The sequence below is a fragment of the Corynebacterium fournieri genome (genome assembly GCF_030408775.1).
In the GTDB taxonomy this organism is placed as follows: domain Bacteria; phylum Actinomycetota; class Actinomycetes; order Mycobacteriales; family Mycobacteriaceae; genus Corynebacterium; species Corynebacterium fournieri.
Map to the genome: position 1 here is coordinate 119550 of NZ_CP047210.1, position 25789 is coordinate 145338.

16 protein-coding genes and 4 tRNA genes are annotated in these 25789 nt (G+C 62.6%); 13 read left to right on the forward strand and 7 right to left on the reverse strand.

Translation table 11 applies throughout. The features are described 5' to 3' along the window. The first annotated feature begins 28 nt into the window (after positions 1-28). Positions 29-2185: an SdrD B-like domain-containing protein gene (locus CFOUR_RS00495; RefSeq protein ID WP_290179588.1), complete on the forward strand. Its 2157-nt coding sequence runs from the start codon at positions 29-31 to the stop codon at positions 2183-2185. Between the two features lie 66 nt (positions 2186-2251). Here the strand turns inward: CFOUR_RS00495 and CFOUR_RS00500 are convergent, their stop codons facing one another. Continuing rightward, positions 2252-2749: a hypothetical protein gene (locus CFOUR_RS00500; RefSeq protein ID WP_085956978.1), complete on the reverse strand. Its 498-nt coding sequence runs from the start codon at positions 2747-2749 to the stop codon at positions 2252-2254. Positions 2750-2834: 85 nt separating this feature from the next. Here CFOUR_RS00500 and CFOUR_RS00505 point away from each other — a divergent pair. Next, a tRNA-Ser gene (locus CFOUR_RS00505) sits at positions 2835-2925 on the forward strand. Positions 2926-2927: 2 nt separating this feature from the next. Further along, positions 2928-3000: transfer RNA gene (locus CFOUR_RS00510), tRNA-Arg, on the forward strand. 95 nt (positions 3001-3095) lie between these two features. On the opposite strand, the gene CFOUR_RS00515 is transcribed toward CFOUR_RS00510, so the two are convergent. Together CFOUR_RS00515 and CFOUR_RS00520 are read right to left on the reverse strand one after the other, a co-directional pair. Further along, entirely contained in the window at positions 3096-4289 is a 1194-nt protein-coding gene (locus CFOUR_RS00515) for an IS481 family transposase (protein WP_085958330.1), read from the reverse strand. A 295-nt stretch (positions 4290-4584) separates the two neighbouring features. Continuing rightward, positions 4585-7107, reverse strand: coding sequence for a beta strand repeat-containing protein (locus CFOUR_RS00520; RefSeq protein ID WP_290179589.1), 2523 nt, complete (start codon positions 7105-7107; stop codon positions 4585-4587). Between the two features lie 136 nt (positions 7108-7243). On the opposite strand from CFOUR_RS00520, the gene mgtE reads away from it, so the two are divergent. Both mgtE and CFOUR_RS00530 read left to right on the forward strand, forming a co-directional pair. Further along, positions 7244-8605, forward strand: coding sequence for a magnesium transporter (mgtE, locus tag CFOUR_RS00525; RefSeq protein ID WP_085956976.1), 1362 nt, complete (start codon positions 7244-7246; stop codon positions 8603-8605). A 98-nt stretch (positions 8606-8703) separates the two neighbouring features. Further along, positions 8704-8779, forward strand: a tRNA-Arg gene (locus tag CFOUR_RS00530). 24 nt (positions 8780-8803) lie between these two features. Here CFOUR_RS00530 and CFOUR_RS00535 read toward each other — a convergent pair. Continuing rightward, positions 8804-10033, reverse strand: coding sequence for an IS481 family transposase (locus tag CFOUR_RS00535; RefSeq protein WP_085956975.1), 1230 nt, complete (start codon positions 10031-10033; stop codon positions 8804-8806). Positions 10034-11119: 1086 nt separating this feature from the next. Here CFOUR_RS00535 and CFOUR_RS00540 point away from each other — a divergent pair. Together CFOUR_RS00540 and CFOUR_RS00545 are read left to right on the forward strand one after the other, a co-directional pair. Beyond that, on the forward strand, positions 11120-15733 hold the full coding sequence (locus tag CFOUR_RS00540; protein ID WP_290179592.1) for a carboxypeptidase regulatory-like domain-containing protein: 4614 nt from the start codon (positions 11120-11122) through the stop codon (positions 15731-15733). Positions 15734-15906: 173 nt separating this feature from the next. Beyond that, positions 15907-17985, forward strand: a complete 2079-nt coding sequence (locus tag CFOUR_RS00545) for a hypothetical protein (protein WP_085956973.1) — start codon at positions 15907-15909, stop codon at positions 17983-17985. Positions 17986-18044: 59 nt separating this feature from the next. Here CFOUR_RS00545 and CFOUR_RS00550 read toward each other — a convergent pair whose 3' ends face one another. After that, positions 18045-18986 carry a prephenate dehydrogenase gene (locus tag CFOUR_RS00550; RefSeq protein WP_435383894.1) on the reverse strand — a complete coding sequence of 314 codons (942 nt, stop codon included), beginning with the start codon at positions 18984-18986 and terminating at the stop codon, positions 18045-18047. Positions 18987-19099: 113 nt separating this feature from the next. On the opposite strand from CFOUR_RS00550, the gene CFOUR_RS00555 reads away from it, so the two are divergent. The 6 genes from CFOUR_RS00555 to tgt all read left to right on the forward strand — a co-directional run bounded on the left by CFOUR_RS00555 (position 19100) and on the right by tgt (position 24182). Continuing rightward, positions 19100-19582 (forward strand): tRNA adenosine deaminase-associated protein, encoded by a 483-nt coding sequence (locus CFOUR_RS00555; RefSeq protein WP_085956971.1) that lies wholly within the window; start codon positions 19100-19102, stop codon positions 19580-19582. Between the two features lie 22 nt (positions 19583-19604). Further along, positions 19605-20039 (forward strand): nucleoside deaminase, encoded by a 435-nt coding sequence (locus CFOUR_RS00560; RefSeq protein WP_085956970.1) that lies wholly within the window; start codon positions 19605-19607, stop codon positions 20037-20039. A gap of 76 nt (positions 20040-20115) precedes the next feature. Continuing rightward, a complete protein-coding gene (locus tag CFOUR_RS00565) occupies positions 20116-20331 on the forward strand; it encodes a CsbD family protein (protein WP_085956969.1) in 216 nt (71 codons plus the stop codon). Between the two features lie 38 nt (positions 20332-20369). Continuing rightward, positions 20370-20457, forward strand: a tRNA-Ser gene (locus CFOUR_RS00570). 108 nt (positions 20458-20565) lie between these two features. Further along, the gene (locus tag CFOUR_RS00575) at positions 20566-22938 is read left to right on the forward strand and encodes an MMPL family transporter (RefSeq protein ID WP_085956968.1); all 2373 of its coding nucleotides are present in this window, start codon (positions 20566-20568) and stop codon (positions 22936-22938) included. Continuing rightward, complete coding sequence (tgt, locus tag CFOUR_RS00580; protein WP_085956967.1) at positions 22935-24182, forward strand: tRNA guanosine(34) transglycosylase Tgt; 1248 nt, start codon at positions 22935-22937, stop codon at positions 24180-24182. The genes CFOUR_RS00575 and tgt overlap by 4 nt, the downstream gene beginning before the upstream one ends. A gap of 2 nt (positions 24183-24184) precedes the next feature. Here tgt and CFOUR_RS00585 read toward each other — a convergent pair whose 3' ends face one another. Then, positions 24185-24925 (reverse strand): hypothetical protein, encoded by a 741-nt coding sequence (locus CFOUR_RS00585; RefSeq protein WP_143338960.1) that lies wholly within the window; start codon positions 24923-24925, stop codon positions 24185-24187. A 197-nt stretch (positions 24926-25122) separates the two neighbouring features. Then, positions 25123-25770, reverse strand: coding sequence for a queuosine precursor transporter (locus CFOUR_RS00590; protein ID WP_085956965.1), 648 nt, complete (start codon positions 25768-25770; stop codon positions 25123-25125). Positions 25771-25789: the final 19 nt, after the last annotated feature.

Genomic DNA, 25789 nt, shown 5'->3' on the forward strand with positions numbered 1-25789 from the left:
CACCAAGACTGAAAAAGTCCCGGAGCCGGTGCCAACCACAATTCACACCACCACGACTGCGGAAGCGCCGAAGCGCAGCTCCATCGGAGACAAGGTCTGGGAGGACACCAACGGTGACGGTAAGGAGGACCCGGATGAGAAGACGGGTGTTCCGGATGTGACCGTGATTGTGAAGGATCCGGAGGGCAACGAGGTCACTCGTACCGTCACCGACGAGGACGGTAACTGGAAGGTTGACGTCGAGCCGGGCGACTACGTTGTTGAGTACGTTCCGGGTGGTCACACCCCGTCGCAGCCGGATCAGGTCAAGCGCACTGTGACGATCAAGCCGGGTGAGAAGCGCGACGACGTTGACCTTGGTGTTCTGCCGTCTGGTTCTGTTGGTGACCGTGTGTGGGTTGACGAGGACGGCGACGGTAAGCAGGGCGAGAACGAGAAGGGCCTTGAAAACGTTGTGGTGTTGGTGTCCCGTGAGGGTGAGCCGACGCGTTCTGCAGTGACCGATGCAAACGGTGATTGGAAGATTGAGGGTCTGAACCCGAACGCTGAGTACGACATTCGCTTTGTGAAGCCGGATGGCTGGGAGGTCACCGGTAAGGTTCCGGGTTCGGATGAGTCTGGTCTGGCTTCGAAGGTGACGGTGAAGCCGGGTGAGTACAACGACACTTACGACCTTGGTCTGAGGAAGCTTGATACGTGTCGCGAGTGTGAGCCGGTCAAGCCGGGCACTATTGGCGATCGTGTCTGGATTGATGAGAACGGTGACGGCAAGGAAGACCCGAATGAGAAGACGGGTGTTCCGGATGTGACCGTGATTGTGAAGGATCCGGAGGGCAACGAGGTCACTCGTACCGTCACCGACGAGGACGGTAACTGGAAGGTTGACGTCGAGCCGGGCGACTACGTTGTTGAGTACGTTCCGGGTGGTCACACCCCGTCGCAGCCGGATCAGGTCAAGCGCACTGTGACGATCAAGCCGGGTGAGAAGCGCGACGACGTTGACCTTGGTGTTCTGCCGTCTGGTTCTGTTGGTGACCGTGTGTGGGTTGACGAGGACGGCGACGGTAAGCAGGGCGAGAACGAGAAGGGCCTTGAAAACGTTGTGGTGTTGGTGTCCCGTGAGGGTGAGCCGACGCGTTCTGCAGTGACCGATGCAAACGGTGATTGGAAGATTGAGGGTCTGAACCCGAACGCTGAGTACGACATTCGCTTTGTGAAGCCGGATGGCTGGGAGGTCACCGGTAAGGTTCCGGGTTCGGATGAGTCTGGTCTGGCTTCGAAGGTGACGGTGAAGCCGGGTGAGTACAACGACACTTACGACCTTGGTCTGAGGAAGCTTGATACGTGTCGCGAGTGTGAGCCGGTCAAGCCGGGCACTATTGGCGATCGTGTCTGGATTGATGAGAACGGTGACGGCAAGGAAGACCCGAATGAGAAGACGGGTGTTCCGGATGTGACCGTGATTGTGAAGGATCCGGAGGGCAACGAGGTCACTCGTACCGTCACCGACGAGGACGGTAACTGGAAGGTTGACGTCGAGCCGGGCGACTACGAGATTGAGTACCGCCCGCGCGACTGGAAGCCGACCGACCCGAAGCGCGTGACCCAGAAGGTCACTGTGGAAGAGGGTAAGGATTACCTGGACCTCGACCTTGGTGTGCAGAAGCCGAAGCCGGGCGAGCCGACCCCGCCGACCGAGAAGCCGGAGAAGGGCTCGTCGAGCGAGACGCTCGACCGCTGCGTGGCCAACGCTGTGCGCTCGCCGCTGCTGTACTTGGTGCCGGTGGCGCTGCTGGGTGCCTTCGGTGGCGAGCTCGCCCGTCCGTACATGGGCGCGATCAACGAGCAGGTCAACCAGATCAACGCGCAGTTCCAGGAGGCCATGCGCCGCAACAGCCCGGACTGGGGCCACGGCGGCCGTGGCGGTCGCGACAACGACCAGTTCGCTGAGCTGCGTGGCCAGATCGATGCGGCGAACCGTCGTATCGCGGAGCTTGGACAGGATCCGAACGTCCAGCGCTTCGGCACCGTCGCCGCTGGCATCATCGGACTGATCGCCGCGGGCGGCGTGCTCTACGACTGGTGCTCCAACGAGAAGGGCGAGGCCTTCACCTCCATCGGTGGCTCCTCCGCCAAGGAGTCCGGTGCGGAAGGCCGCCAGTCCTCCAGCAAGGACGCGGCATAACCGCTAAGTAACAGCGAAAACCGGCCAGGCTACCCGCCTGGCCGGTTTTTCTATTGCTGATGTCGGCTACACGAGCTCGTCAGGGAAGAGCTCCGGCATGGTGTGGAATTGGCGTTCGCCGGGAAAGTCCGAAGGGACGTCGATAAGCAAATCCTTTGCACGCTTGGTGTCGGGGCGGTTCTGGCCCGCAACAACCTGCACCTTCTCAACGGGGAACTCGCCGCGCAGCTGGACGACGGCGCTACCATCGTTGCGGTACGCGAAATTCTCGCCGAGCAAGCCAGTGACCTCGGAGATGCGATCGGTGGAGGTGCCGACGTTGTCGAAACGCCAATTGCCCTCCAGCTCGCCGAGCGGGACTCCCAGCAAAACAACGCCCTCAGCGGCCTTGGTCAGCGCGGACGTTTTCGGGGTGAGGTAAAACGGCACAGACGCGCTCTCGCCGACCAAGGGGCCAGTGGTGAGCGAATCCAGGTTGGCAGGGAACCAAACCAGGTAGTCAGACGGGTCGTTGGAATTGTCGCGGGCGGCGAGGCCGGACGTGAGCCAAGTGTGGATTTTCATGTGGCCGAGTATACGGATTTCGTGCTGGGGAAACGGGCGAGTATTTGGACGCGCGGGGCCGAACAGGTAATGTGGAGCAAGGTCTGGAGATGTGCCAGAGTGGCCGAATGGGGCTCCCTGCTAAGGAGTTGCCCCCTTGACGGGGGCCGCAGGTTCAAATCCTGTCATCTCCGCCACCGCGCCCGTAGCTCAACGGATAGAGCATCTGACTACGGATCAGAAGGTTGGGGGTTCGAATCCCTCCGGGCGCACGCTGTCATGAGTCGCGTCATGCTTGACGCATGAGTCGCGACATGCTGGACGGACCGGCATCCCAGTTGTTTTTGTTCTGGGGTGCCGGTTTTGTTCATTTGGGGTGCAGTGGTGGGTCGCCGTGTTTCCAGTAGGCCTTTTGGTAGTCGCAGGCGGTGTCGATGTAGTGCTCTGTGATGACTTCTCCGGTTTCGACCAGTGATGTGATGATGTGGTTGTCGGTGATGACCATGAGGATTTTCTTGTGTTTGTAGGCGCGTCCGATGCCGAGGTGGAAGAGTTTGCCGGCGTAGCGCACGGAGACTTTGCCGTTTTTGTCGACTGTGTCGTTTCGGGTGCGCCATTCTTCTTTGGGGTTGTCGTTGGGTGTGGCTTTGACTCCGGTGGTGTATGCCTGCTGCGGGGTGCGTCTGCCTAGGGCGCGGTGGGGTCGGGTGCAGTTGTAGTATTGGCGAAACTCGTTGAGGAGTTGTTGCAGCTCATCGATGGTTTGTGCTGGGGGTCGGGCGGTGATCCATTTTTTGATGGTTTGGTGGAATCGCTCAATTTTTCCTTGGGTTTGGGGGTGGCCTGGCCGGCCGTTTTTCTGTTGGATTTTGTGTGCGACGAGCACTTTTTCGAATGCGTTTCGCCCGCCTTTGCGCCCGGCTAGGCGGGCGGTGAACACCAGTCCGTTGTCCGTCAGCGTGGATGCTGGCGGGCCGTATGCGCCGATCAGGCGGGTGAGTTCGGCGGCGACGGCGGGGCCTGTAAATGCGGCGGCCGCGGTGATTGACAACAGGTATCGCGAGTGGTCGTCGAGGAAGTCGAGGACTTCTACCCGCGTGTTATCAGCGAGGAAGAGGTGGGTGATGTCGGCTTGCCAGCATTCGTTGGGCATCGCGGCTTCGAAGCGGATGTAGGAGCTTTTCGGCTTCTTTTGCGGCTGCGGGGTGATCAAGCCCTCGTTGGTGAGGATGCGGCGGATCGTTGAGGTTGAGGGGGCGCGTTTGCCGGCCTGTTCGAGGTGGTAGGCAATGGTTTCGGGCCCGGCGTCGAGTCCGTGTCGGGTGAGTTGTTTGCGGATGCTGATGATGTCGTTGCGTAGTGCTTCCGGGACGGCGTGCGGGTGGGTGTGCGGGGCGCGTGATTTCGGTGCGATTGCCTCGGCGCCGCCGGCGTCGTAGGCGTTGAGGATTTGGTGGACGCGTTGGCGCGAGATGCCGAATCGTTTGGCGACGTTGGTGGGTGTGCCGCCTTGGCCTCTGACGGCTCTGACGATGGCGATGTTGCGGTTAGGACTGTTCATAGTGTCAAACATGTCCCGACTCACCAGTCAAACGTCACCGACACGACTGAGGTAACCCTAAGTGTCAACTATGACGCGACTGACCTGTCAAGGATCACAACGCCTTCCGCAGGCACACCCCGTCAAATATGTCGTGACTTCAGACACCTCCGGGCGCACGCTCGCTTTCACCCCCGCTTCGGCGGGGGTTTCGGCGTTTCTGGGGTGCGGGGTCTGATGGATTCCGCCGCGAAGTGCCACGGCAATGGGCAGAAAAATGCCCCGCCGGCGGGGGCGGGGCTGGGGTGCGGAGGCGTTAGCTCTGGCGGGTCTCCACCACCGGGGCCGCGACAGTTGCGACCGGCTTGTTGTTGCCGTTGCTGCTGCCGCCGACGGTGACATCGACACCGTTGACGCGTGGGATGCAGGTGCGGACGGCTGCGGTCACGAGCAGGGCAGCGACGACACCAACTGTGGCGCCACCTGCGGCGGTGACCTGCGCAGGCTCGATGTTGAACTGGCGTGCAGCGTCGTTGAATGCGCGCTCAGCCCGCTGGGCAGTGTCGCTGAGGCCCGGGACGTAAACCTGGCTGGCCAGTGCCAGCGGGATCAGAGCGACCAGCGGGAGACCCAAGCCCACCAGGGAAGCGATGCAGCGCGGGTCGGAGGAGCCGCCGTCGACGCCGACGTTCGCATCGATGAGGTGATCGCCGTTTTCGTCCTGGCGCTTGCGGGAGGAGCCGAAGCCCACCAAGCCGCCGTTGGCGTTGCCCGTGACGAGCACCTCAGCGTTGGCGTTGCCGGTTGCCACGACACTGTTGTTGGACCCGTTGTTGGATGGGTTCGCGTTGCCGGTGACGACGGCGCTGTTGTTGGACCCGTTGTTGGATGGGTTCGCGTTGCCGGTGACGACGGCGGAGTTGTTCGACCCGTTGTTGGATGGGTTCGCGTTGTTAGTCACCACGGCGCTGTTGTTGGACCCGTTGTTGGATGGGTTCGCGTTGTTAGTCACCACGGCGGAGTTGTTCGAGCCGTTGTTGGATGGGTTTGCGTTGTTAGTCACCACGGCGCTGTTGTTGGACCCGTTGTCGTTGGCGTTGCCGGTCACAACTACAGACGGGTTCGCGTTGCCGGTGACGACGGCGGAGTTGTTCGAGCCGTTGTTGGATGGGTTCGCGTTGTTAGTCACCACGGCGGAGTTGTTCGAGCCGTTCTCGTTGGCGTTGCCGGTGACGACTACGGACGGGTTGGCGTTTCCGGTGACAACTACGGACGGGTTCGCGTTGCCGGTCACCACGGCGGAGTTGTTCGAGCCGTTGTTGGATGGGTTTGCGTTGTTAGTCACCACGGCGCTGTTGTTGGACCCGTTGTCGTTGGCGTTGCCGGTCACAACTACAGACGGGTTCGCGTTGCCGGTGACGACGGCGGAGTTGTTCGAGCCGTTGTTGGATGGGTTCGCGTTGTTAGTCACCACGGCGGAGTTGTTCGAGCCGTTCTCGTTGGCGTTGCCGGTGACGACTACGGACGGGTTGGCGTTTCCGGTGACAACTACGGACGGGTTCGCGTTGCCGGTCACCACGGCGGAGTTGTTCGAGCCGTTGTTGGATGGGTTTGCGTTGTTAGTCACCACGGCGCTGTTGTTGGACCCGTTCTCGTTCGCGTTGCCGGTAATGACCGGGTTCGCGTTGCCCGTGATGACTACCGTCGGGTTGGCGTTGTTGGACAGATTGTCCTTGATCTCGACAGTCGGGTTGGCATTGCCGGTGATGACCGGGTTGCCATTGTTGGACAGGTTGTCCCGCGGGTTGACGTTGTCGGTGATGACCACGTTCGGGCTGCCGTTGTTGTTGCCGATGTTCGACGGGTTCGCGTTGTTGGTGATCACAACGTTGATCAAGCGTCCCGCGCCGTCACCGCTGGTTCCACCCTGATTGCCGCTGGTTCCACTCTGATTGCCGGTGTTTCCGCCCCCGTTACCGCCGGTTAAGCCACCGATGATGTCGCCCAGGCCGCCGATCAGATTGCCACCGGTACCGGCACCGATCAGGCTGCCCAGGATTGGCCCGAGGATGCTAGCGACGGTGCCTGCCGTTTCTGCGGGTGTCTTTGACGGGTTCTTGGCCGCAATCTTCAGGGTGGTCTTGAACGTGTCAGTTCCGTCGTTCACCTCAATCGGAAGGTCGAAGTCGCCCTCCTTGAACGTGGTTGGTGGGGTGACGCGGATGGTGGTGCCGTCGTTGGAGACGGACCAGCCAGTCGGCAGAGCGGCTCCGCTCTTAGACACGCTGACGCCCTCCGGCAGGGTGATTCCCTCGACGGACTGCGCTGACGTGGACTTCTCAAAGTCCATCGGGTAGCGGGAGGTCAGCTGGTTTTCCCATTCGGCGCCCGGGCGCTCGTTGATGATGTTGACGCGCAGCGTCGTGTCAAAGGTCTCGCCGGCGGCGGTGGTCACGCGCACCGGGATGTCCTTCTTACCTGCGCCAAAGGCGGCGGTGGACTTCGGGCGGATCAGGGTCAGCGTGCCGTCGTTGTTGTTGAAGCCCCAGTTGAAGATGGTGTTCGTGCGCGGTGCGACGGTGTCGCCGGGCTGAAGCTGCAGCCCTTCGACTACAGCTTCATCGGTGTTCCAGAAGTTTGCGGTGTCGAAGCGCGGCTCGAAGGTGGCGGCAGAGGTGCCTTCGCTTGTCGACGGCTGCTCCGCCGGCGCCGGTTCAGCATCACTCGTCGGCGTGGTTGTCTCCTGGGCCTGGACAGGGGAGACAAACGGTGCCACGAGGGCAAGGGACAGGGTACCTGCCGCGATGACAGTACGGCGGGAACGGACGGACTTTGCCATGGTGGCTCCTTTAGGGGGTCAGCGGATTGTCAGCGATGTATGACACGTATCGCAGATCACGCCTAGATTTTTACACATATATGGCAAGAATCAACGCGCCTGCGACAAATATTTTCCGGGTGGGTACCCTCACCGTGTGACTACGGCCAACGCGGCGGCGATCGCGCACCTGGAAAAGCAGCTCAACCGGCACCGGTTGGACTCCGGCGACCTGGACGGCCTCCACGAGGAGCTGGCAGAAATCCCGTTGCACGATGTGGTGCACGTGGTGGAGCGTCAGCCGTCGAAACGCGGCGCTGTGCTCATCCGCCTGCTGCCGCCGGAGCGTGCCGCGGCGGCGTTCGACGCTCTGGATCCCGCCCACCAGGCCGAGATTGTGGAGGCGTTGGGGCGCGACGATGTCGCCGGCTTGTTCAGCGCCCTCGGCCCCGAAGACCGCGTGCGCATGCTGGATAACCTGCCGCCGCAGATCGCGGAGCGTTTCCTCGGCGAGCTGGACGAGGACGCGCGTGCGGACACCGATCTCATTCTCGGCTACGAAAAGGGCTCGGTCGGGCGTGCGATGAGCCCGCAGGTGGCGGCGGTGGGGCCGGGGGAGAGGGTGCGGGACGTCGTCGACAAGCTCAAAGCAAACGCCGACCGCCTAGAGACCATCTACACCATCGCTGTGGTGGGCCAAGAGCGCACGCTGTGCGGCGTGGTGGGGCTGCGCGACCTGTTCAAAGCCGCGCCGGACGCGGCGGTTGGCGAGGTGATGCGCGAGTTCCCGTCCGTGCAGGTCAGCGACGACGCGGAGGACGCCGCGCGCCGGCTGCTGTCTTCGGGGCTGCTCGCGTTTCCTGTGGTGGACGACGGCAACCGCCTCGTGGGCATCTTCACCTTCGATGAGGCCCAAGACATCGTCGAGCACGCCGACAGCGAGGACACCGCGCGACAGGGTGGCTCCGAATCGCTGAAACAGCCGTACCTATCCACGCCGGTGCTCAAACTCGTGCGCTCGCGCATTGTGTGGCTGCTGGTGCTGGCACTCTCCGCGATTTTGACCGTGCAAGTCCTGGGCATTTTCGAGGACACCCTCGCGCAGGTGACTGTGCTGTCGCTGTTCATCCCGCTGCTTACCGGCACCGGCGGCAACACCGGCAACCAGGCTGCCACCACAGTGACGCGAGCTCTTGCGCTTCACGACGTTTCTAAAGGCGACATCATCAAAGTCATGTGGCGCGAATTCCGCGTGGGCGCGACCCTGGGCGCGGTGCTCGGCGTGTTGGGATTGGCCATCGCGTGGGCCGTTTTCGGGCGCGACATCGGAATAGTGATAGGAAGCACACTATTTTGTGTCTGCGCCATGTCCGCTACCGTCGGCGGCATGATGCCGATCGTGGCCAAGACCGTCGGCGCGGACCCGGCCGTGTTTTCCAACCCGTTCATCTCCACCTTCTGCGACGCGACCGGCTTGCTTATCTACTTCGCCATTGCAAAAACGGTGCTCGGGCTGTAGTGGCGGGTGTTTTGCCGGTTTGACCTGCTGTTTTGGCGGTGTGTTCACCTGGGTGTAATGTTCTTCTTCGTTGTCCGCGAGACAGCAACAACTAAAAAGCGCCCGTAGCTCAACGGATAGAGCATCTGACTACGGATCAGAAGGTTGGGGGTTCGAATCCCTCCGGGCGCACCAATGTGAAGTCTCGAGACATCGTTCCTACGGTGTCTCGAGATTTTTTGTTTTTGATGTGCCCCGGGGTGGGGTGATTTCGTTATCTTTTTGGTTGTAGTAGATCTTTTCGTCGGTGAGTGTGTAGGCGGCGATTTGTGCCCCAGTGGTGATGAGTTTGATGTCGACGTGGTTGTCGACGCAGATCATGGTGATGGCCTCGCCGCCCCATCTGCGGCCGATGTAGAGGCGGCGTAGTTTGCCGCGCCAGCGCAGTGTTGTTTTGCCGTTGGTGCCGACTTTGTCGGTGCGCAGTCGGAAGTCGTGGCTGTTGTGGGCTGGGTTTGGTGTGGCTTTGGGCAGTGCGTTGTAGGCCTCTGCTGGGGTGATGCGGTCGAGTGCTCGGTGTGGGCGTTTGTGGTTGTAGTAGTCGATGATGTCGTCGAGTTGGCTGTTGAGTTCATCGATGCTGGTGGCGGGTGGTTTGTGAGCGAGGGCGATTTTGAGTGTTTGGTGGAAGCGCTCGACTTTGCCTTGGGTTTGTGGGTGGTAGGGTTTGCCGTTTTTCTTGGTGATTCCGATGTCGATGAGGAGTTGTTCGAAGCCGTTTCGTGAGGGGTTTTTCCGGTCTGATCTGGTTGTGAAGGCTCGTCCGTTGTCGGTGAGGGTGGATTGGGGCCAGCCGTGGGCCTCGGCTGCGGTGGTGAAGCTTTCGATGACGTTTCCGACGGTGGCGTAGGGGTATGCGCGGCAGGAGATGATGAAGCGGGAGTGGTCGTCGAGGATGGTGAGGATCACGACGCGTTTGTGGGCGGCGATGGTCCAGTCGCTGTAGTCCATCTGCCAGGTTTCGTTGGGTTGGTCGGCCTGGAATCGTATCCACGAGCTGCGGGGACGCTTTTGTGGTTGGGGTGTGACGTGTCCGTTGTCGGCGAGCACTCGGTGGATGGTTGATGCTGCTGGTGGTGGGTCTATGCCTTCTTGTTGCAGGTGCCAGCGGATGGTGTTGGCGCCGGCGTCGGTGCCTCGGTTGGTGAGTTCTTCGCGTAGTTCGAGGATGCGGTCGGTAATGGGTTGTTGGATTGCTCTGGGGTTTGTGTGGGGGCGTTTGGAGCGTGGTTCGAGTGCCTCGTATCCGCCTTCTCGGTGGCGTCGTTGCAGGGTTCGGATCCAGCGGGTAGTCACGCCGAAATGCTCTGCGGCTTCGACCTGGCTCATGCCGGTGATTTCCATGGTTTCGATGATGATTTTCGGTGCTGGTTTGTCTGCCTTCGTCATCGATTAATCATGGCGGAACGATGTCTCGAGACACGGTTTTTCTCGTCTCCGGGGCAATCCCGGCAGCAGATGTGCCCACCGGAACGATGTGGTGAGACATCTCCGCAGGCTGAACCGGAACGATCTCATGAGACATGCGGAACGATGTCACCGAACCAGACACCTCCGGGCGCACCAACTGTTGAAACGCCCCAAGCACCGCTTGGGGCGTTTTCGCGTTTCCTGGGAAGCCCGAACACCCTGAGAGGCACTTTCGAGGAAACCTAAAAGAACTTATAAAACTGAAAAACGGCTGATTAAAGGCACTTTTAGAGTCGACGTTTGCTTGAAAGCAACTGTCCAAATTGGTAGCTTTGACGGCAGTTTCGCGGGAGAAGTGTGTTCTATGTACTTCTTCCCCGAATTTCTCCCATTTACAAAACAACCATTGGAGCCATTTTGAAGAACGCTTCTTCCCCGTTCGAGTGCAACTCGGACGCTGCCGCACAGGGCCCCGTGAACCCTGCGCGCTACAACGCAATGTCCAACGCGGGCCGCTCCTCGCGCCGCGGCAACTCCGGCAAGCGCGCCGCCGTCGCCGGCATGACGTCTGTCTCCCTGGCGCTGGCTGGGCTGACCGTGCCGGGTGTTGTTGGGGGTGTGGGAAGTGGCGCATCCTTGGCAAGTGCTCAAGAGACTGACACCACCACTATTGCTGCGAGATTCTCGAAATCCGATCTAACTGACCATAAGTGGGCTGCAACGCTCACCCTTGACTTCGGCCAAGCTGCTCAGACTTTCAACAGTGTTCGTATCGAGGTACCTGCTGAAATTGAATCGACTGACACGTTCCCGGATAGAGCAAATTACAGCGTGCGATTGCTTAAAGGTAGAGACCTCGTTGAGGATCTCGGAGTTATTGAAGGAGTTGGGGGAGGCTCCCCTAAAGAACTACGGACGTTGGCGTTTACTCTTCCAAAGAGCGTGACCCTGCCTGATGAAAATCTGGCGCTTCAGTTCCGCTACGAGGATGGTACCTATTCCGATTTTCCTACCGATGGGGGGGCTTCCGCAGCCAAGCTCCGAGCCGTAATCAACGAAGTTGACATGACGGGTTCTGTGTCTGATGTGGTGGCGGATCAGTACGGCAAGCCGGTTGAGGGCACCACGGTTGAGTTGGTTGACGGCAACGGTGAGGTTGTGGAGTCGACGACTGTTGGTGCTGATGGCAAGGTTGACTGGGCTGATGTGCAGCCGGGTGATTACACGCTTCGTGTGACGACGCCGGATGGGTATTCCGATGTTGCGGACCAGTCGTTTACGGTCAAGCCTGGTGAGAAGGACAAGAAGCTTCCGCCGCTTGATATTCAGGCGGAGAATGGTTCTGTGTCTGATGTGGTGGCGGATCAGTACGGCAAGCCGGTTGAGGGCACCACGGTTGAGTTGGTTGACGGCAACGGTGAGGTTGTGGAGTCGACGACTGTTGGTGCTGATGGCAAGGTTGACTGGGCTGATGTGCAGCCGGGTGATTACACGCTTCGTGTGACGACGCCGGATGGGTATTCCGATGTTGCGGACCAGTCGTTTACGGTCAAGCCTGGTGAGAAGGACAAGAAGCTTCCGCCGCTTGATATTCAGGCGGAGAATGGTTCTGTGTCTGATGTGGTGGCGGATCAGTACGGCAAGCCGGTTGAGGGCACCACGGTTGAGTTGGTTGACGGCAACGGTGAGGTTGTGGAGTCGACGACTGTTGGTGCTGATGGCAAGGTTGACTGGGCTGATGTGCAGCCGGGTGATTACACGCTTCGTGTGACGACGCCGGATGGGTATTCCGATGTTGCGGACCAGTCGTTTACGGTCAAGCCTGGTGAGAAGGACAAGAAGCTTCCGCCGCTTGATATTCAGGCGGAGAATGGTTCTGTGTCTGATGTGGTGGCGGATCAGTACGGCAAGCCGGTTGAGGGCACCACGGTTGAGTTGGTTGACGGCAACGGTGAGGTTGTGGAGTCGACGACTGTTGGTGCTGATGGCAAGGTTGACTGGGCTGATGTGCAGCCGGGTGATTACACGCTTCGTGTGACGACGCCGGATGGGTATTCCGATGTTGCGGACCAGTCGTTTACGGTCAAGCCTGGTGAGAAGGACAAGAAGCTTCCGCCGCTTGATATTCAGGCGGAGAATGGTTCTGTGTCTGATGTGGTGGCGGATCAGTACGGCAAGCCGGTTGAGGGCACCACGGTTGAGTTGGTTGACGGCAACGGTGAGGTTGTGGAGTCGACGACTGTTGGTGCTGATGGCAAGGTTGACTGGGCTGATGTGCAGCCGGGTGATTACACGCTTCGTGTGACGACGCCGGATGGGTATTCCGATGTTGCGGACCAGTCGTTTACGGTCAAGCCTGGTGAGAAGGACAAGAAGCTTCCGCCGCTTGGCATTCAGAAGGATGCGCCACCGGTTTCTGCGACGCCAACTAGTACGGCTGCGCAGCCGTCGAAGCCGACCACGTCGACCTCGACCACCTCGGCACCGACGACGAAGACGACCACGTCGACCTCGACCGCGAAGCCGGCACCGACGACGACTAAGCCGACCACGTCGACCTCGACCGCGAAGCCGGCACCGACGACGACTAAGCCGACCACGTCGACCCCGACTGCGAAGCCGGCACCGACGTCCAAGCCGGCTACGTCGACCACGACGACCACGAAGCCGTCCACGTCGGCTCCGGCAACGACGACTACGACGTCCAAGCCGGCTACGTCGACCACGACGACCACGAAGCCGTCCACGTCGACTTCGGCAACGAAGGCCACGACGTCCAAGCCGGCTACGTCGACCACGACGACCACGAAGCCGTCCACGTCGGCTCCGGCAACGTCCACGACTACGAAGGCCGCAGTGCCGTCCACGACGACCAAGGCTGCTCCGTCGTCGACCACGAAGCCCGAACCGAAGCAGCCGAGCATCATCGGCACCGTTACCGGTCCGGATGGCAAGCCGCTGCCGAAGGAAGACGAGAACGGCAACCCGCTGCCGCCGACCAAGGTCACTGTCACGGATGATCAGGGCAACCAGGTCGGCGAGCCGATCGAGGTCGATGAGAACGGTAACTTCGAGGTTCCGGAGCTGCCGGAGGGCGACTACGTTGTGGTCGTTGACACGCCTGAGGGCTACAACACCCCGAAGCCGCAGGTCGTTCCCGTAAAGGACGGCGAGACTTCCACGCTGCCGCCGATTACGGTGACTAAGCCGGACGTTGATCTGGATAAGAACAAGCCGGCTCCGAAGCCGGGTTCCATCAACGGTTGGTTGATCGACGATTCCAACCGTCCGATTCCGGGCGCAGAGACCAAGCTGGTCAAGAAGGGCGTCACCGACCCGGACACTGGCGAGAAGTTCGACTACGAGGTGCCGCTGACCGTGGATGCGGACGGCTACTTTGTCACCCCGCCGATCGACTTCAAGTACTTCCCGGAAGGCAAGGCTGACTTCGACCTTGAGGTTTCCATGCCGGAGGGCTGGCCGGACGAGGATGTCACTGGTGCGAAGGTGAACCGTACGGTCACCGTTGAGCAGGGCAAGACCACTTCTGTCGAGATCAAGGTCCCGGCTCCACAGACCCAGTCCATCGTGGGTCGCGTCGATGACGGCAACGGCAATAAGGTTCCGGGCACCGTGGTTGTGGTCACCGACGGGCGCGGCAACTCTCGCGTCATTCCGGTCGAGGACGACGGCTCCTTCGAGGTCGACAAGTTGATCCCGGGCGTGCACGACGTTGAGATCCTCACGCCGGGCCAGGGCCGTGACACCGATCCGATCAAGGTTCCGGTGCGCGCTGGCGAAGATGTCGAGCTGCCCACCGTCCACCTGACCAAGAACACCTCGCTGAAGCTCGAGAAGCGAGTGTGGGGCCGCGACGCAGACAACAACGGCAAGGTCAAGAACGAGGACGGCGAGCTTGTCGACGACGTGATGACGGTCAAGGACGGCGAGGACCTGCCGTACGCCCTGATCGTCACCAACGACGGTGATCAGCCGATCAAGAACATTGAGTTCGATGATCCGGAGCTGGAAAAGCGCAACATCGAGTTGAAGATGCCGGAGGGCTGGACGGCCGAGTCCGAGCTGATGCCGGGCGAGTCCAAGGTCTTCAGCGCCACGATGAAGGCGCCGGAAGACGCGTTCGACTTCAACAACGTCGCGGTTGCAAACGGTGTCACCTCCAAGGGTGAGAAGGTCAGCTCCAAGCCGGATTCCGCTTACACCAAGTTCATGCGCGGCAAGGTGGAGAAGAAGGTCAACGCCCGCTTCGCCACGAACAAGGACAAGCCGGTCTCGGCTAAGGCAAACTCCGCGCTGGGCTTCACCTACGAGGTGAAGAACTCCGGTTCCGCACCGATGGTCAACGTCAAGCTCACGGACATCGTCTACGAGGACGGCGCTGACGAGGACAACTGCGTTCCGGGCGAGGTTGTAAACAAGGAAGGCGACATCAAGTGCTACGAGCTTGAAGTCAAGGCCCCGGAGGGCTTCGACGGCACCCTGCTGCCGGGTCAGCGCGTGATCTTCACTGCTGATATTCCGGAGGGCCTGAAGCCGGGTGCACACCACCACAATGCCGCTGAGGCTCGCGGTGAGCTGCCGAAGCGACCGAATCGTGGCGACCAGTTCGACGGTGAGCCGGACTACGGCGAGGATCCGTCGTCCGTGCTGGTCATCTCCCCGCGTGAGAACCTCAAGGGCAACGCCCACATTGTGGTCTCCGAGGGCGCGGAGCTGGCCACCGACATCCAGGCAGTTACCTGGGTAGACAAGAACGGCAACGGCAAGCAGGACGCGGGCCAGAACGAGCACGTCAGTGGCCTGGAGGTCACCCTGGTGCCGACGGACGGCTCCCCGGCTATTTCGGGTACCACCGGTGCCGACGGCAACGTCCTGTTCGAGAAGGCACCGCAGGGCGAGTACACCATGCAGATCAAGAGCCCGGGCAACCTGCGCCTGGCCGACCCGAAGGATCCGGAGAAGAACTCCTTCGAGCCGGGCGCCATCTTGGAATCCAAGCCGTTCAAGGCGGAAGGCAAGGAGCGTTTTGTCAGCCTGAAGCTGGAGACGCCGGCGACGGCTGCGAACGGTTCCGACCTCGTCGTGGATGAGGAAGAGGGCAGCTCCCTGGGCAAGTGCCTGGCTTCCACGTCTTCCGTTTCCAACCCGGTTGCGTGGCTGGTGCCGGTGGGTCTGCTCACCGCTGTCATGGGTGGCATCGGCGTGATGTTCGAGGATCAGCTCAACGAGGCGTCTGCACGCGCAAACGCCGCCATCCGCGAGGCGATGCCGCAGGTGGATCTGGGCATCGGCTTCCAGCAGCCGGAGTGGATGCGTGAGACGCAGGCTCAGTGGCAGGCGCAGATCGACCAGGTCAACCGCCAGCTCGCGGCCATTAACCCGGCTGCCCCGGCTGCGGCTGCAGGTATCGGTGCACTGGCCATCGCGGGTCTGCTCACCGGCATCTTCTACGCCGGTTGTGAGGCTGGCTGGTTCGAGCCGAACGAGGAGGGCATGACGGGCTCCAGCTCCAAGGGTTCCTCCGAGAAGGCTGAGGGCGATGCCAACGAAGCCGAGGATGCCAAGACCGAAGAGAACAACTCTTCTATCGGCTCCAGCTCTAAGGATTCCTCTGAGTCCGTGGATGAGAAGGATGCCAAGGAAGAGTCCACCAACTAAGGTCGCTCACCATGGCTGAGAGCTAAACGGCACCCCGCACACGTCGCAGCGTCGCGACGAGGGCGGGGTGCCGTTTTTTACACGCAAGAAATATTGAGACGCTGCGCTGAAACGTATACATTCGTAGTTGCTTTTTGGGCGTACGAGCGCTTTTTCACATTCGAGAGGTAAAAATGGCTGCAAACTCTAAGGTCAACCGCATCGCCGGGCTGTCGCTCGCCGCTGCTGTCGCGGGCACGCTGACGCTGATGCCTGTGGCGAAGGCGCAAACCACGTCTCCGTCGTCGGAGACTGCGACGTCGCAGGCACCGGTCGTCTCCACGGAGAACAGCAGCTCTGCTTCGGCGTCCGCCTCCACCGTCGCCCCGGCCTCGGAGTCTGTGTCCACCACCATCAAGTTGGGGGATGGCTTGGAGGAGGCACCGAAGGCGTCGTCAAGCGTGGCGCCCACGACCACCCCGTCGACGGACTGGGCGGAGATCCTGAAGAGCTTCGCCGCCTTGGTGGTGCCGGCCACGACCACCGGCTCCGGCACCAACGACGCGACGTTCACGTCGGACAACAACACCTACTCTGCGCTCGCCAGCAACCCCACCAACGGCCGCCTCTACGCCATCTCGAACGAAGGCCACCTGCTGCGCATCCACCCGCAGACAGGCAACCTGAAGGACTTGGGCAAGGTTCCGGACCTCGACGCCTCCAAGATCACCTCTGCAGCCTTCACCAACGACGGCACCTTCGTGCTTATCGACGGCGATACCGTCTACACCAAAGACCTCGCCGACGACGAGACCGGTGAGACGGCTACCCCGGACAACCTCGACTTTGTGAAGAAGCCGGTCGACACCACGCTGCCGGAGCTCGCATGGGCGCCGACACAGCAGCCGGGCGAGCTTGTCGCCCTGTCTGCCAAGGACGGCAAGGCAACCAGCTACACGCTGGACGTCAAGGATGAAAAGGCCACCGTGACTAAGGCTCCGGCTGAAGTGGCAAAGGGTGTCGACCTGGCCAAGTTGGAGACCTTCAACTACGCCTACCTGGATGATGACGCCACCTACTTCGCCGACGAGAACGGCCACGCGGTGAAGCTGGAAGACGGCAAGGTCACCGCTGTCGAAGACGGCCTGACCAAGGAGGACAACTACAAGGCAGTTGCGGGCCTGGAACCGAAGTCGGCCACCACCAACACCTCCACTGCGACGTCTGCTGAGCCGAAGCCGGCGGACACCGTTGAGTTCAACGTTGTGGTCACCACCGACGACGATCGCGCGATCGAGGGGGCCACCTTCAAGAGCGCCGATGGCACCGTCACCGGCACCACCGACAGCAAAGGCCACGGCACCGTTGCCCTCGCGGTGAACGAGGCATCCCGGAACAAAGACTCCTTCCAGTTGACTCTTGCGGAGGCTCCGGAGGGCTTCAAGAACACCGAGATCCAGGTCAAGCGCGATCAGAAGGACGCGAAGCTGGTGCTTCCGGCGGAGGGTGCGAAGAACAGCACCACGAAGCCGACCGGTGCTGCGAACGCAGATGACCTGATCGAGATTGACGTCCTGGTCAAGACCGCCGACGACAAGGTTGTTGAGGGCGCGGAGTTCAAGAGTGAGGACGGCCGCGTTATCGGCACCACTGACGCCGATGGCCGAGGCAAGATTGGCATTGACCTCAACAAGGATTCCCGCGACAAAAGACTCATCCAGCTGACCCTGAAGGAAGCTCCGAAGGGGTACAAGAACGCCGAGGTGGTCATCCGTCGCGGTGAGGGCAAGGCAGAGCTCGTGCTCCCGCGCGACCCGAAGGCCACCCCGTCGTCCACGCTGAGCAAGCCGGACCAGGTGCTGAAGGTGATCGACCAGATCAAGCCGGTCGCCTCCTCCTTCCTCGCCCCGGCGGCAGCTTTCGCCGGTGCGGCGGGCATGGCTGGCGCAGGTGGCAAGAGCACCAAGAGCACCAAGACCACGTTCGGCGGCACCAGCGTGACCATCTCCAACACCGCTGGCCGCTCCACGGGCCGCTCCACCAGCGTGACCCCGTCCGCGAAGGTGGTCACCCGCAACGGTAGCAACGCCACGGTGGCGAAGGCGAACAGCACCACCGGCGCGAAGTCCACCGCTAAGACCAGCACCTCGGACGAGCGCGACGGTGATCTCGCAGATACCGGTACCCCGATGCGCGCAGTGATCGCCCTCGGTGTGCTGTCCATCCTCGTCGGTGGCGCATACCTGGCGCTGGGTCGTCGTCGCGAGAACTAAGCCCACGCACAAAAGGCGGCTCCCGGAATTGCTCCGGGGCCGCCTTTTTCGTGCCCGGTTTAGAACACCTCCACGCGCCCGCCGAGGGACTCGATCTGCTCCAGCTGCCGCTCCCACCCGGGCGCGCCCGGGTGGACGCGCATGACGGGGCGCGAGGAGATCTCCACCGGCGAGACGGATTCGCGCCGCGCGCCCTTACGGGCTGCCATGCGCAGGTGTGCGCGGTGGCCGGACTTGGTCAGCGAATCCAACGACGGGCGATCATCCGCCAGGGAGGTGCGCGCGTGCTGGAGGAGCTCGATGAACTCGTCGAGTACGGGCACCAGCGACTCCGCGTTGGTCTCGCACATGTTGCGCACCAGGTCCGGGTCGGTGCTGGCCACGCGGGTCGCGCCGCGGAAAGAGCCCGCGGACAGGGACTGCGCCAGCGTGCCTCCGCGGTCGCCGACCAGCGCGAGTGCTTCGGCAATGACGTGCGGCAGGTGGGAGACGCGGGCGACGGCTTCGTCGTGGCGGTCCACGGACACCGGTACGGCCTCAGCGCCCACCACGGCCGCCATGCGGCACACGACGGTAAACAGCTCGGCCCACTGTTCATCGCCTGGGTTGTCCCGGGCGTAGTCGTAGGTCACGGCCCACGCGGCGCTGGCAAAGAGGCCTTCGTGGGAGGCGGTCCAGCCGGAAAACTCGGTGCCGGTCATGGGGTGGCCACCCACGTAGCGCGATTGCATGCCGCGCTCAACCACGAGGTCGTAGATGGGCTGTTTCACGCTCACGACGTCGGTGATCCAGCAGGACGGCGCGAATTCGGCCACCTGGTCCAGCACGGACGCCACGGCGCGCATCGGCACCGCAACCACCACAAGTGCGCGTTCCTCCTCGGCACGGCGCAGCACTTCCTCCACAGAGTCGGACACGTCAAAGCCGTCCCTGCGGGCGGCGCGTGCGCCGTGCAAGGTGAAGCCGTAGACGCGCTCGCCGAGCGATTGCAGGTCACGCATGAGCGATCCGCCGATAAGTCCGAGGCCGATAATGCACACTGGGGGCAGCTGAGGGGAAGTCACCGCGCCAAGTCTAGTTGCACCCCACCGACGGGGGACTACGCTTCACAACCATGAGCCAGGATTTCCCGGACGGGTACGCCGTCACCGTCGAGCGCGCGGGTGGCACGTGGCGTGTGCGCGAGTTCGACGACGACTTCACGGACCTTTCCGTCTCTGTCACCGCCGTGCGCAACCTCCGCTCGGAGGGCGCGGCGTTCGCGCTGCTCAACGTGGAGGAGGACTACCTGGTCATCGTGCGCCCGGGCCCGTCGCAAACGCGCGTGCTCATCTCGGACGCGACGATGGCGGTGGACGACGATTTCGCCGCGGACATCCTGGACGAGGCGGACGTTGAGATCCCGGAGATCGACCCGGATGAGCTGGACAATGTCGACGCGTGGGCGGACGGCGACTTCGCCATCCTCGCGGATTTGGGGCTCAGCGAGGAGCAGATGAGCATTTTGCTTGACGACGACGCCGATCCCGCCGACCTCGCCCAGACCATCGCCGACGAGCTGGGGTTCGGCGACGAGTTGGACGACGTTGTCGGCTAGCCAACGCCGCGCCGAAGAGCGCATGCGTCAAGCGCTCGCCGCCGCGGCGCAGACGCCCGCCGGCGACGTGCCGGTGGGCGCTGTCGTGTTCGACGCCGCCGGTGTGGTGGTGGGCCGGGGGGTGAACCGTCGAGAAGCAAACTGCGACCCCACCGCGCACGCTGAAGTCGAGGCGATCCGCGAGGCCGCACGCACGCTGGGCACCTGGCGGCTCGACGGCTGCGAGCTGGTGGTCACCCTAGAACCCTGCACCATGTGCGCCGGCGCGATCTTGGGGGCGCGGGTGTCCTCCCTGGTCTTCGGGGCCTGGGAGCCGAAGACGGGCGCGGTGGGCAGCGTTTTGGACGCGATCCGGGACCCGCACCACTTGCACACCCCCGAGGTGCGCGCGGGCGTGCTGGAGGCGGAAGCTGCCAGAATGCTGACGGAGTTCTTCGAAGGTCTGAGGAGTAATTGAATCGTTACCCACGGCGGGCCGTTTTAGGCCTACAGTGGGGAACCTAACTGATTCCAACGAACAAAGGAGTAAGGCAATGGGTATTGAGGACAAGGCAGACCAGCTCAAGGGCGGCGCTAAGGAAGCTCTGGGCAACGTCACCGATAACGAGAAGCTTGCCAACGAGGGCAAGGCTGACCAGCTGATCGGCTCCGCCAAGGAGAAGCTCTCCGAGGCTGGCGACGCTATCAAGGACAAGGCCAACGAGGTTGCCGCGAAGGTCGAGGACAAGCGCGACGAGGCTGAGCGCTAATTTGGCTATCCGGCCACGCTGCCGTTAATCTGTTTCGCGGTAGCGTGTCCGAGCGGCCGAAGGTACTCGCCTCGAAAGCGAGTGTGGGTAAAACCACCGCGGGTTCAAATCCCGCCGCTACCGCCAAAATGTGAAGCCCCCGGAAACGGGGGCTTTTCGCATGCCTGGGCAGACATTAGGATGGGCCGGGTTACGCTCGCGCGGGCTGCGGGCGGGAAGGAACGCGTTTTTCAAGTGGCGAAACTGCTGTACAAACTCGGGCGCTGGTCGTACCTGCACAAGTGGCGGGTGATCGTCGCCTGGCTTCTGCTGCTCGGCGCAACCGCCGCGGGTGCGTTGTCGCTGATGCGGCCGTTCACCGACGAGTTCGCCATCGAGGGCACCCCGGCGATCAACGCGCTGGACACCATGTCGGACAACTTCCCCGACGCCGGCAACGTGGCTACCGCCCCGAGCGTCAACCTCGTCTTCGCGGCGCCGGAGGGGCAGCGGCTGGACTCACCCGAGAACATGGAGGCGATGGACGCCACGGTCGGCTACATCCGCGACCACCTCGGCGTGGAGGGGCAGCGCTTTGGCAACCCCGTGACGGTCAACGAGGAGCTGCAGCGCACCATCGTCGGCCAGATGACGGAGATGGGCCTGCCCGAGGAGAGTGCCAAGGCGGACGCCTACAACGTGCGCATGCTTTCCGACGACGCACGCATCGCCTACACCACCTTCGATTTTGACGCCCCCTCTTCCATGTCAGTGGAGCAGGCGGACCGCGACGTGGTGAGCGAGGCCATGCAGATCGGCCGGGATGCGGGCCTGGAAGTGGAGGCCGGCGGCGCCGGCTTCGGCGACCCGATCGCGGTGAAGACCACCTCCGAGCTGGTGGGCCTGGCCGTGGCGTTTGTGGTGCTGGTGATCACGTTCGGCTCCCTGGCCGCGTCCGTGATCCCGCTGATTTCCGCCGTGGTGGGCGTGGGCATCGGCGCGCTGCTGGTGCTGTTTGCCACCCACTGGGTGGAGCTGAACAACGTCACCCCGGTGCTGGCGGTGATGATCGGCCTGGCCGTGGGCATCGACTACGCCCTGTTCATCCTCTCCCGGTTCCGGCAGGAGTCGCGCCACCTGCCGCCGGATCAGGCGGCAGGCATGGCGGTGGGCACCGCTGGCTCCTCCGTGGTTTTCGCCGGCACCACCGTGTTCACCGCGCTGGTGGCGCTGGCGTTGGCGGACATCGAGTTCCTCACCTGGATGGGCCTGGCCGCCGCGACCACCGTGGCCATCTCCGTACTGGTGGCGCTGACGCTGGTGCCGGCGCTGCTGGGCCTGTGGGGCTCGAAGGCGTTCGCCGGCAAGATCCCCGGCGTCGCCGGCAACCGCGGGCCAGGCAAACGCCCGGGCAAGGACCTGGACGAAAACTCCATGGGCAGGCGCTGGGTCCGCTTCGTAGAAAAGGCGCCCGGCTTGGTCATGGCCGTGGTGGTGCTGGGCCTCGGCGCGCTGACCGTGCCGGTGCTGGACCTGGAGATGGCGCTGCCCTCGGACACCACCTCCAACCTGGACACCACCCAGCGCAAGGCCGCGGACCTGATGGCGGAAGGCTTCGGCCCCGGCGTCAACTCCCCGCTGCTGCTGGTGGTGGACGCGCACAGCGTCAACCCGGACTCCGAGATCCTGCAGCCCTACATGGACGCCATCCCCGACGAGGCCGGCGGCGACGCCGAGAAGGCCGCCCTGGCCAGCTTCCTCTACACAGTCGGCGAGGTGGGCACCGTCGGCGGCATCACCCACGCCCAGCTCATCGCCGCCAACGACGACCTCACCGCCGCGCAGATCTTGGCCACCCCGGACGGCGGACCGGAAGAGCAGCGCACCCTCTCCGTCGCCCACGGCCTGCGCGACGTGATCCACCAGGTGGAAGACGCCACCGGCACCGACATCGGGCTGACCGGCCTGACGGCGGTGCAGATGGACATCACCGAAGAGCTCGCCGCCGCCATGCCGCTCTACCTGACCATCGTGGTGGGCCTGGCCATTGTGCTGCTCATGGTGGTGTTCCGCTCCATCCTCGTGCCACTGGTAGCCGGGCTGGGCTTCCTGCTGTCCGTGGGCGCCGCGTTCGGCGTGACCGTGCTGGTGTTCCAAGAAGGGTTCACCGGCCTGGTCAACACCCCCGGCCCGATCCTGTCGTTTCTGCCCATCTTCCTCATCGGCGTCACCTTCGGCCTGGCCATGGACTACCAAGTCTTCCTCGTCACCAGGATTAGGGAGGCGTATTTGAAGGCGGGGGAGCGCGGCGACGTCGATAAGCTCAGTGCTGTCCACGAGTCCACAATCGACGGCTTCGCGCAAGGCGCGCGCGTGGTCACCGCCGCCGCGATCATCATGATCGCCGTGTTCATCGCGTTTTTGGACCAGCCGCTGCCGTTCATCCAAATCTTCGGCTTCGCACTCGGCGTGGCCGTGCTCTTCGACGCCTTCTTCATCCGCATGGCGCTCGTGCCCGCAACCATGTTCATCCTCGGCCGCTCCACCTGGTGGATGCCCAAGTGGCTCGACCGGATCCTGCCGGAAGTTGACGTCGAAGGCACCGAACTAGAAAAGGAACACGCATGACAGACGTGACGTTTGAAGCGCACACCCAGCTCGAGCCCGCCCCGGGCCGCCACGGGCGCACCGGCGTGATCCACACCCCGCACGGCGCGATTCAGACCCCCGCGTTCATCCCCGTGGCTACGAAGGCGACCGTGAAAACGCTCACCCCGGAGCAGATCCGCCAAACCGGCGCGCAGGCCATCTTGTCCAACGCCTACCACCTCTACCTCCAGCCCGGCCCCGACATCGTGGACGAGGCCGGCGGCGTGGCCGCCTTTGAAAACTGGCACGGGCCCACCTACACGGACTCCGGCGGCTTCCAGGTGATGAGCCTGGGCGTGGGTTTTAAAAAAGTGCTGGCCATGGACACCGCCGGGCTGACCGAGGGCGACATCCGAGCCGCCAACAAGGACCGCATGGCGCGCGTGGATGACGACGGCGTGGACTTCAAATCCGTCATCGACGGCTCCGCCCACCGTTTCACGCCCGAGGTGTCCATGCAGATCCAGCACCAGCTGGGCGCGGACATCATGTTCGCCTTCGACGAGCTGACCACGCTTGTGGACACCCGCGCCTACCAGGAGCATTCCGTCGAGCGCACCCGACGCTGGGCTCGTCGTTGCTTGCTGGAGCACGACCGCTTGACCGCGTCGCGTGCCGGCAAGCCCCTCCAATCCCTGTGGGGTGTGGTCCAAGGCGCCCAATATGAGGACCTGCGCCGTCACGCCGTGCGCGGCCTGCTGGACCTGGACAAAGAAGCCCGCGGCGAGGGCCGCCGCGGCTTCGGCGGCTTCGGCATTGGCGGCGCGCTGGAGAAGGAGAACCTGGGCACCATCGTCGGCTGGGTCACTGACGAGCTGCCGGTTTCTATGCCGCGCCACCTGCTGGGCATTTCCGAGCCGGACGACATCTTCACCGCAGTCGAAGCCGGCGCCGACACCTTCGACTGCGTCGCGCCGACCCGCCTGGGCCGCCGCGGCGGGGTGTACACGCTGGACGGACGCCTCAACCTCGCCGGCGCCCGGTTCAAGCGCGACTTCGCCGGCGTGGACGAGGAGTTCGGCGGCTACGTCTCTGAAAACTACTCGCGCGCCTACATCCACCACCTGCTCAAGGCGAAGGAGTTTTTGGCCGGCACGCTGTGCACCATGCACAACCTGGAGTTCATGATCCGGCTGGTGGACAACATCCGCGCCTCCATCGACGCCGGTGACTACGAGGCCTACCGCGACGAGTTCCTCGGCCGCTACTACGCGGGGAAGTAGGGCTACAAGCGCTCGAGGATCATGTTCATCGTTTCGGTGGCCGCCGCGATGTTTTCTTCGGTGGGCACGGTGAGGTTCACGTTGACGATGGCGCCATTTTTCTGGGCCAGGGAGTTGTAGGTGTCCAACTGCAGACCGTCAGATTCTGTCCTTTGGATGATCGAGTAACCCTTTTCCGCATTTGCAGTGAACGGCAGCTGCTCGATGGTGATGTGCATCGTTCCAGCTTCAGTGGTGTACGAGTAGTTCTCACATTTATCCAGACTGGTGCTTACCTTGTCGGTCAGCGGATCCTTGGTTGTACTCCTGTGATAGGCCACCGCTGAAAACCCGTCGGTCTGCAATTCACCGATGGTAAACGTCTTCGGCGAAACCTTCTCGGGGATGTACTCTTCTTTGCTTTTCTCGAACTCTTCGGCGCACTCGGGCGGATCGAACGAGTAGGTTTCCGCGCCCTCAAGGTCGCGCATTTGTTGCGCATATTCGTCGATCTGCTCGGGTGAGTAGGCGGCGATTTGCTCGCCCTTGTACGTGATTCCATCAAGGAGCCGGGAGAAATCCATGTCCTCTGGCATTTCAGTCGACGTATCTTTTGAGGCGTTCTCCTCTGAGACCGCCGCGGACGATTCTGGGGTGTCCTGTTCTTGGCTTTCTTGGTCGCTGGAACTGCACCCAGCCGCGAGCAACAGAGCGCACGTCGCGAGGGAGGCTCCGATCGTTTTTAGTGTTGGAGCTGTTTTCATGATGCTTCCCCTTCATTGCGTCATTCGGTGACCGGCCGGCCGATTTGGCAAGTAGTTTTCAGCATAGAAGCAATTACGGGTGCGGGCAGTTCTCACAAACCCTGAGCAAGGGGGCCGGAGCATGCGCAAAATCCGCGCATGCTCCGGCTCCTCTCCTCAGGGTTTGCGGGTGGGTGGGGGCGAGGGCACCGCACCCCTTACGCCGCCGCGCGCTCCTCTGCCCGGCGCACCGCGGCGATGGTCGGGTAGGTCACCGGCAGCAGCACGACCTCCATGAGCGTCTTCCACAGGAAGCCGACCAGCACGTAGTTGATAAACGAGCCGGCCGAGTCCACGCCGATCACGCCGGCGGCGATGGAGCAGAACAGCAGCGTGTCGGCGAACTCGCCGACCACCGTCGAGCCGATCAGTCGCGCCCACAGACGCTCCGGCCCGAAGCGGTCCTTCATCCGCTGCAACACCCATGCGTTGAGCAGCTGGCCCACCACGTATCCGGTCAGCGAGGCCGCCACGATCCGCGGCAGCAGCCCGAGCACGGCGGCGAAGGTGTCGTCCATGTCGTAGAAGTCGGCGGCGGGCAGCCAGATGGCGATGTAGAACGTCGCCACGGCAAGCACGGCGATGCCGAAGCCGGTGAACACGGCCCGTCGCGCGGTCTTGAACCCGTAGACCTCTGCGATCACGTCGCCGATGACGTAAGAGATGGGGAAGAGGAAGAAGGCGCCGTCGGTGATCAAAGGCCCGAGGGCGACGCCTTTTTGGGCGGTGATGTTGGAGATCAAAAACACCGCGCAGAACACGGCGAGCAGGTACGGGTACGGGGAGCGGGAAACGCGAGGTGACATGCGCTTTATCATGGCACAC

Bases quoted from the DNA above. Each gene is read 5' to 3' on its own strand.
- CFOUR_RS00550 (WP_435383894.1), bottom strand. From the start codon at position 18,986: ATGCGTGACCTGCAATCGCTCGGCGAGCGCGTCTACGGCTTCACCTTG.
- CFOUR_RS00590 (WP_085956965.1), bottom strand. From the start codon at position 25,770: ATGTCACCTCGCGTTTCCCGCTCCCCGTACCCGTACCTGCTCGCCGTG.
- CFOUR_RS00545 (WP_085956973.1), top strand. From the start codon at position 15,907: ATGGCTGCAAACTCTAAGGTCAACCGCATCGCCGGGCTGTCGCTCGCC.
- CFOUR_RS00535 (WP_085956975.1), bottom strand. From the start codon at position 10,033: ATGACGAAGGCAGACAAACCAGCACCGAAAATCATCATCGAAACCATG.
- CFOUR_RS00560 (WP_085956970.1), top strand. From the start codon at position 19,605: ATGCGTCAAGCGCTCGCCGCCGCGGCGCAGACGCCCGCCGGCGACGTG.
- CFOUR_RS00565 (WP_085956969.1), top strand. From the start codon at position 20,116: ATGGGTATTGAGGACAAGGCAGACCAGCTCAAGGGCGGCGCTAAGGAA.
- CFOUR_RS00515 (WP_085958330.1), bottom strand. From the start codon at position 4,289: ATGAACAGTCCTAACCGCAACATCGCCATCGTCAGAGCCGTCAGAGGC.
- CFOUR_RS00500 (WP_085956978.1), bottom strand. From the start codon at position 2,749: ATGAAAATCCACACTTGGCTCACGTCCGGCCTCGCCGCCCGCGACAAT.
- CFOUR_RS00585 (WP_143338960.1), bottom strand. From the start codon at position 24,925: ATGAAAACAGCTCCAACACTAAAAACGATCGGAGCCTCCCTCGCGACG.
- tgt (WP_085956967.1), top strand. From the start codon at position 22,935: ATGACAGACGTGACGTTTGAAGCGCACACCCAGCTCGAGCCCGCCCCG.
- CFOUR_RS00555 (WP_085956971.1), top strand. From the start codon at position 19,100: ATGAGCCAGGATTTCCCGGACGGGTACGCCGTCACCGTCGAGCGCGCG.
- CFOUR_RS00520 (WP_290179589.1), bottom strand. From the start codon at position 7,107: ATGGCAAAGTCCGTCCGTTCCCGCCGTACTGTCATCGCGGCAGGTACC.
- CFOUR_RS00540 (WP_290179592.1), top strand. From the start codon at position 11,120: ATGACGGGTTCTGTGTCTGATGTGGTGGCGGATCAGTACGGCAAGCCG.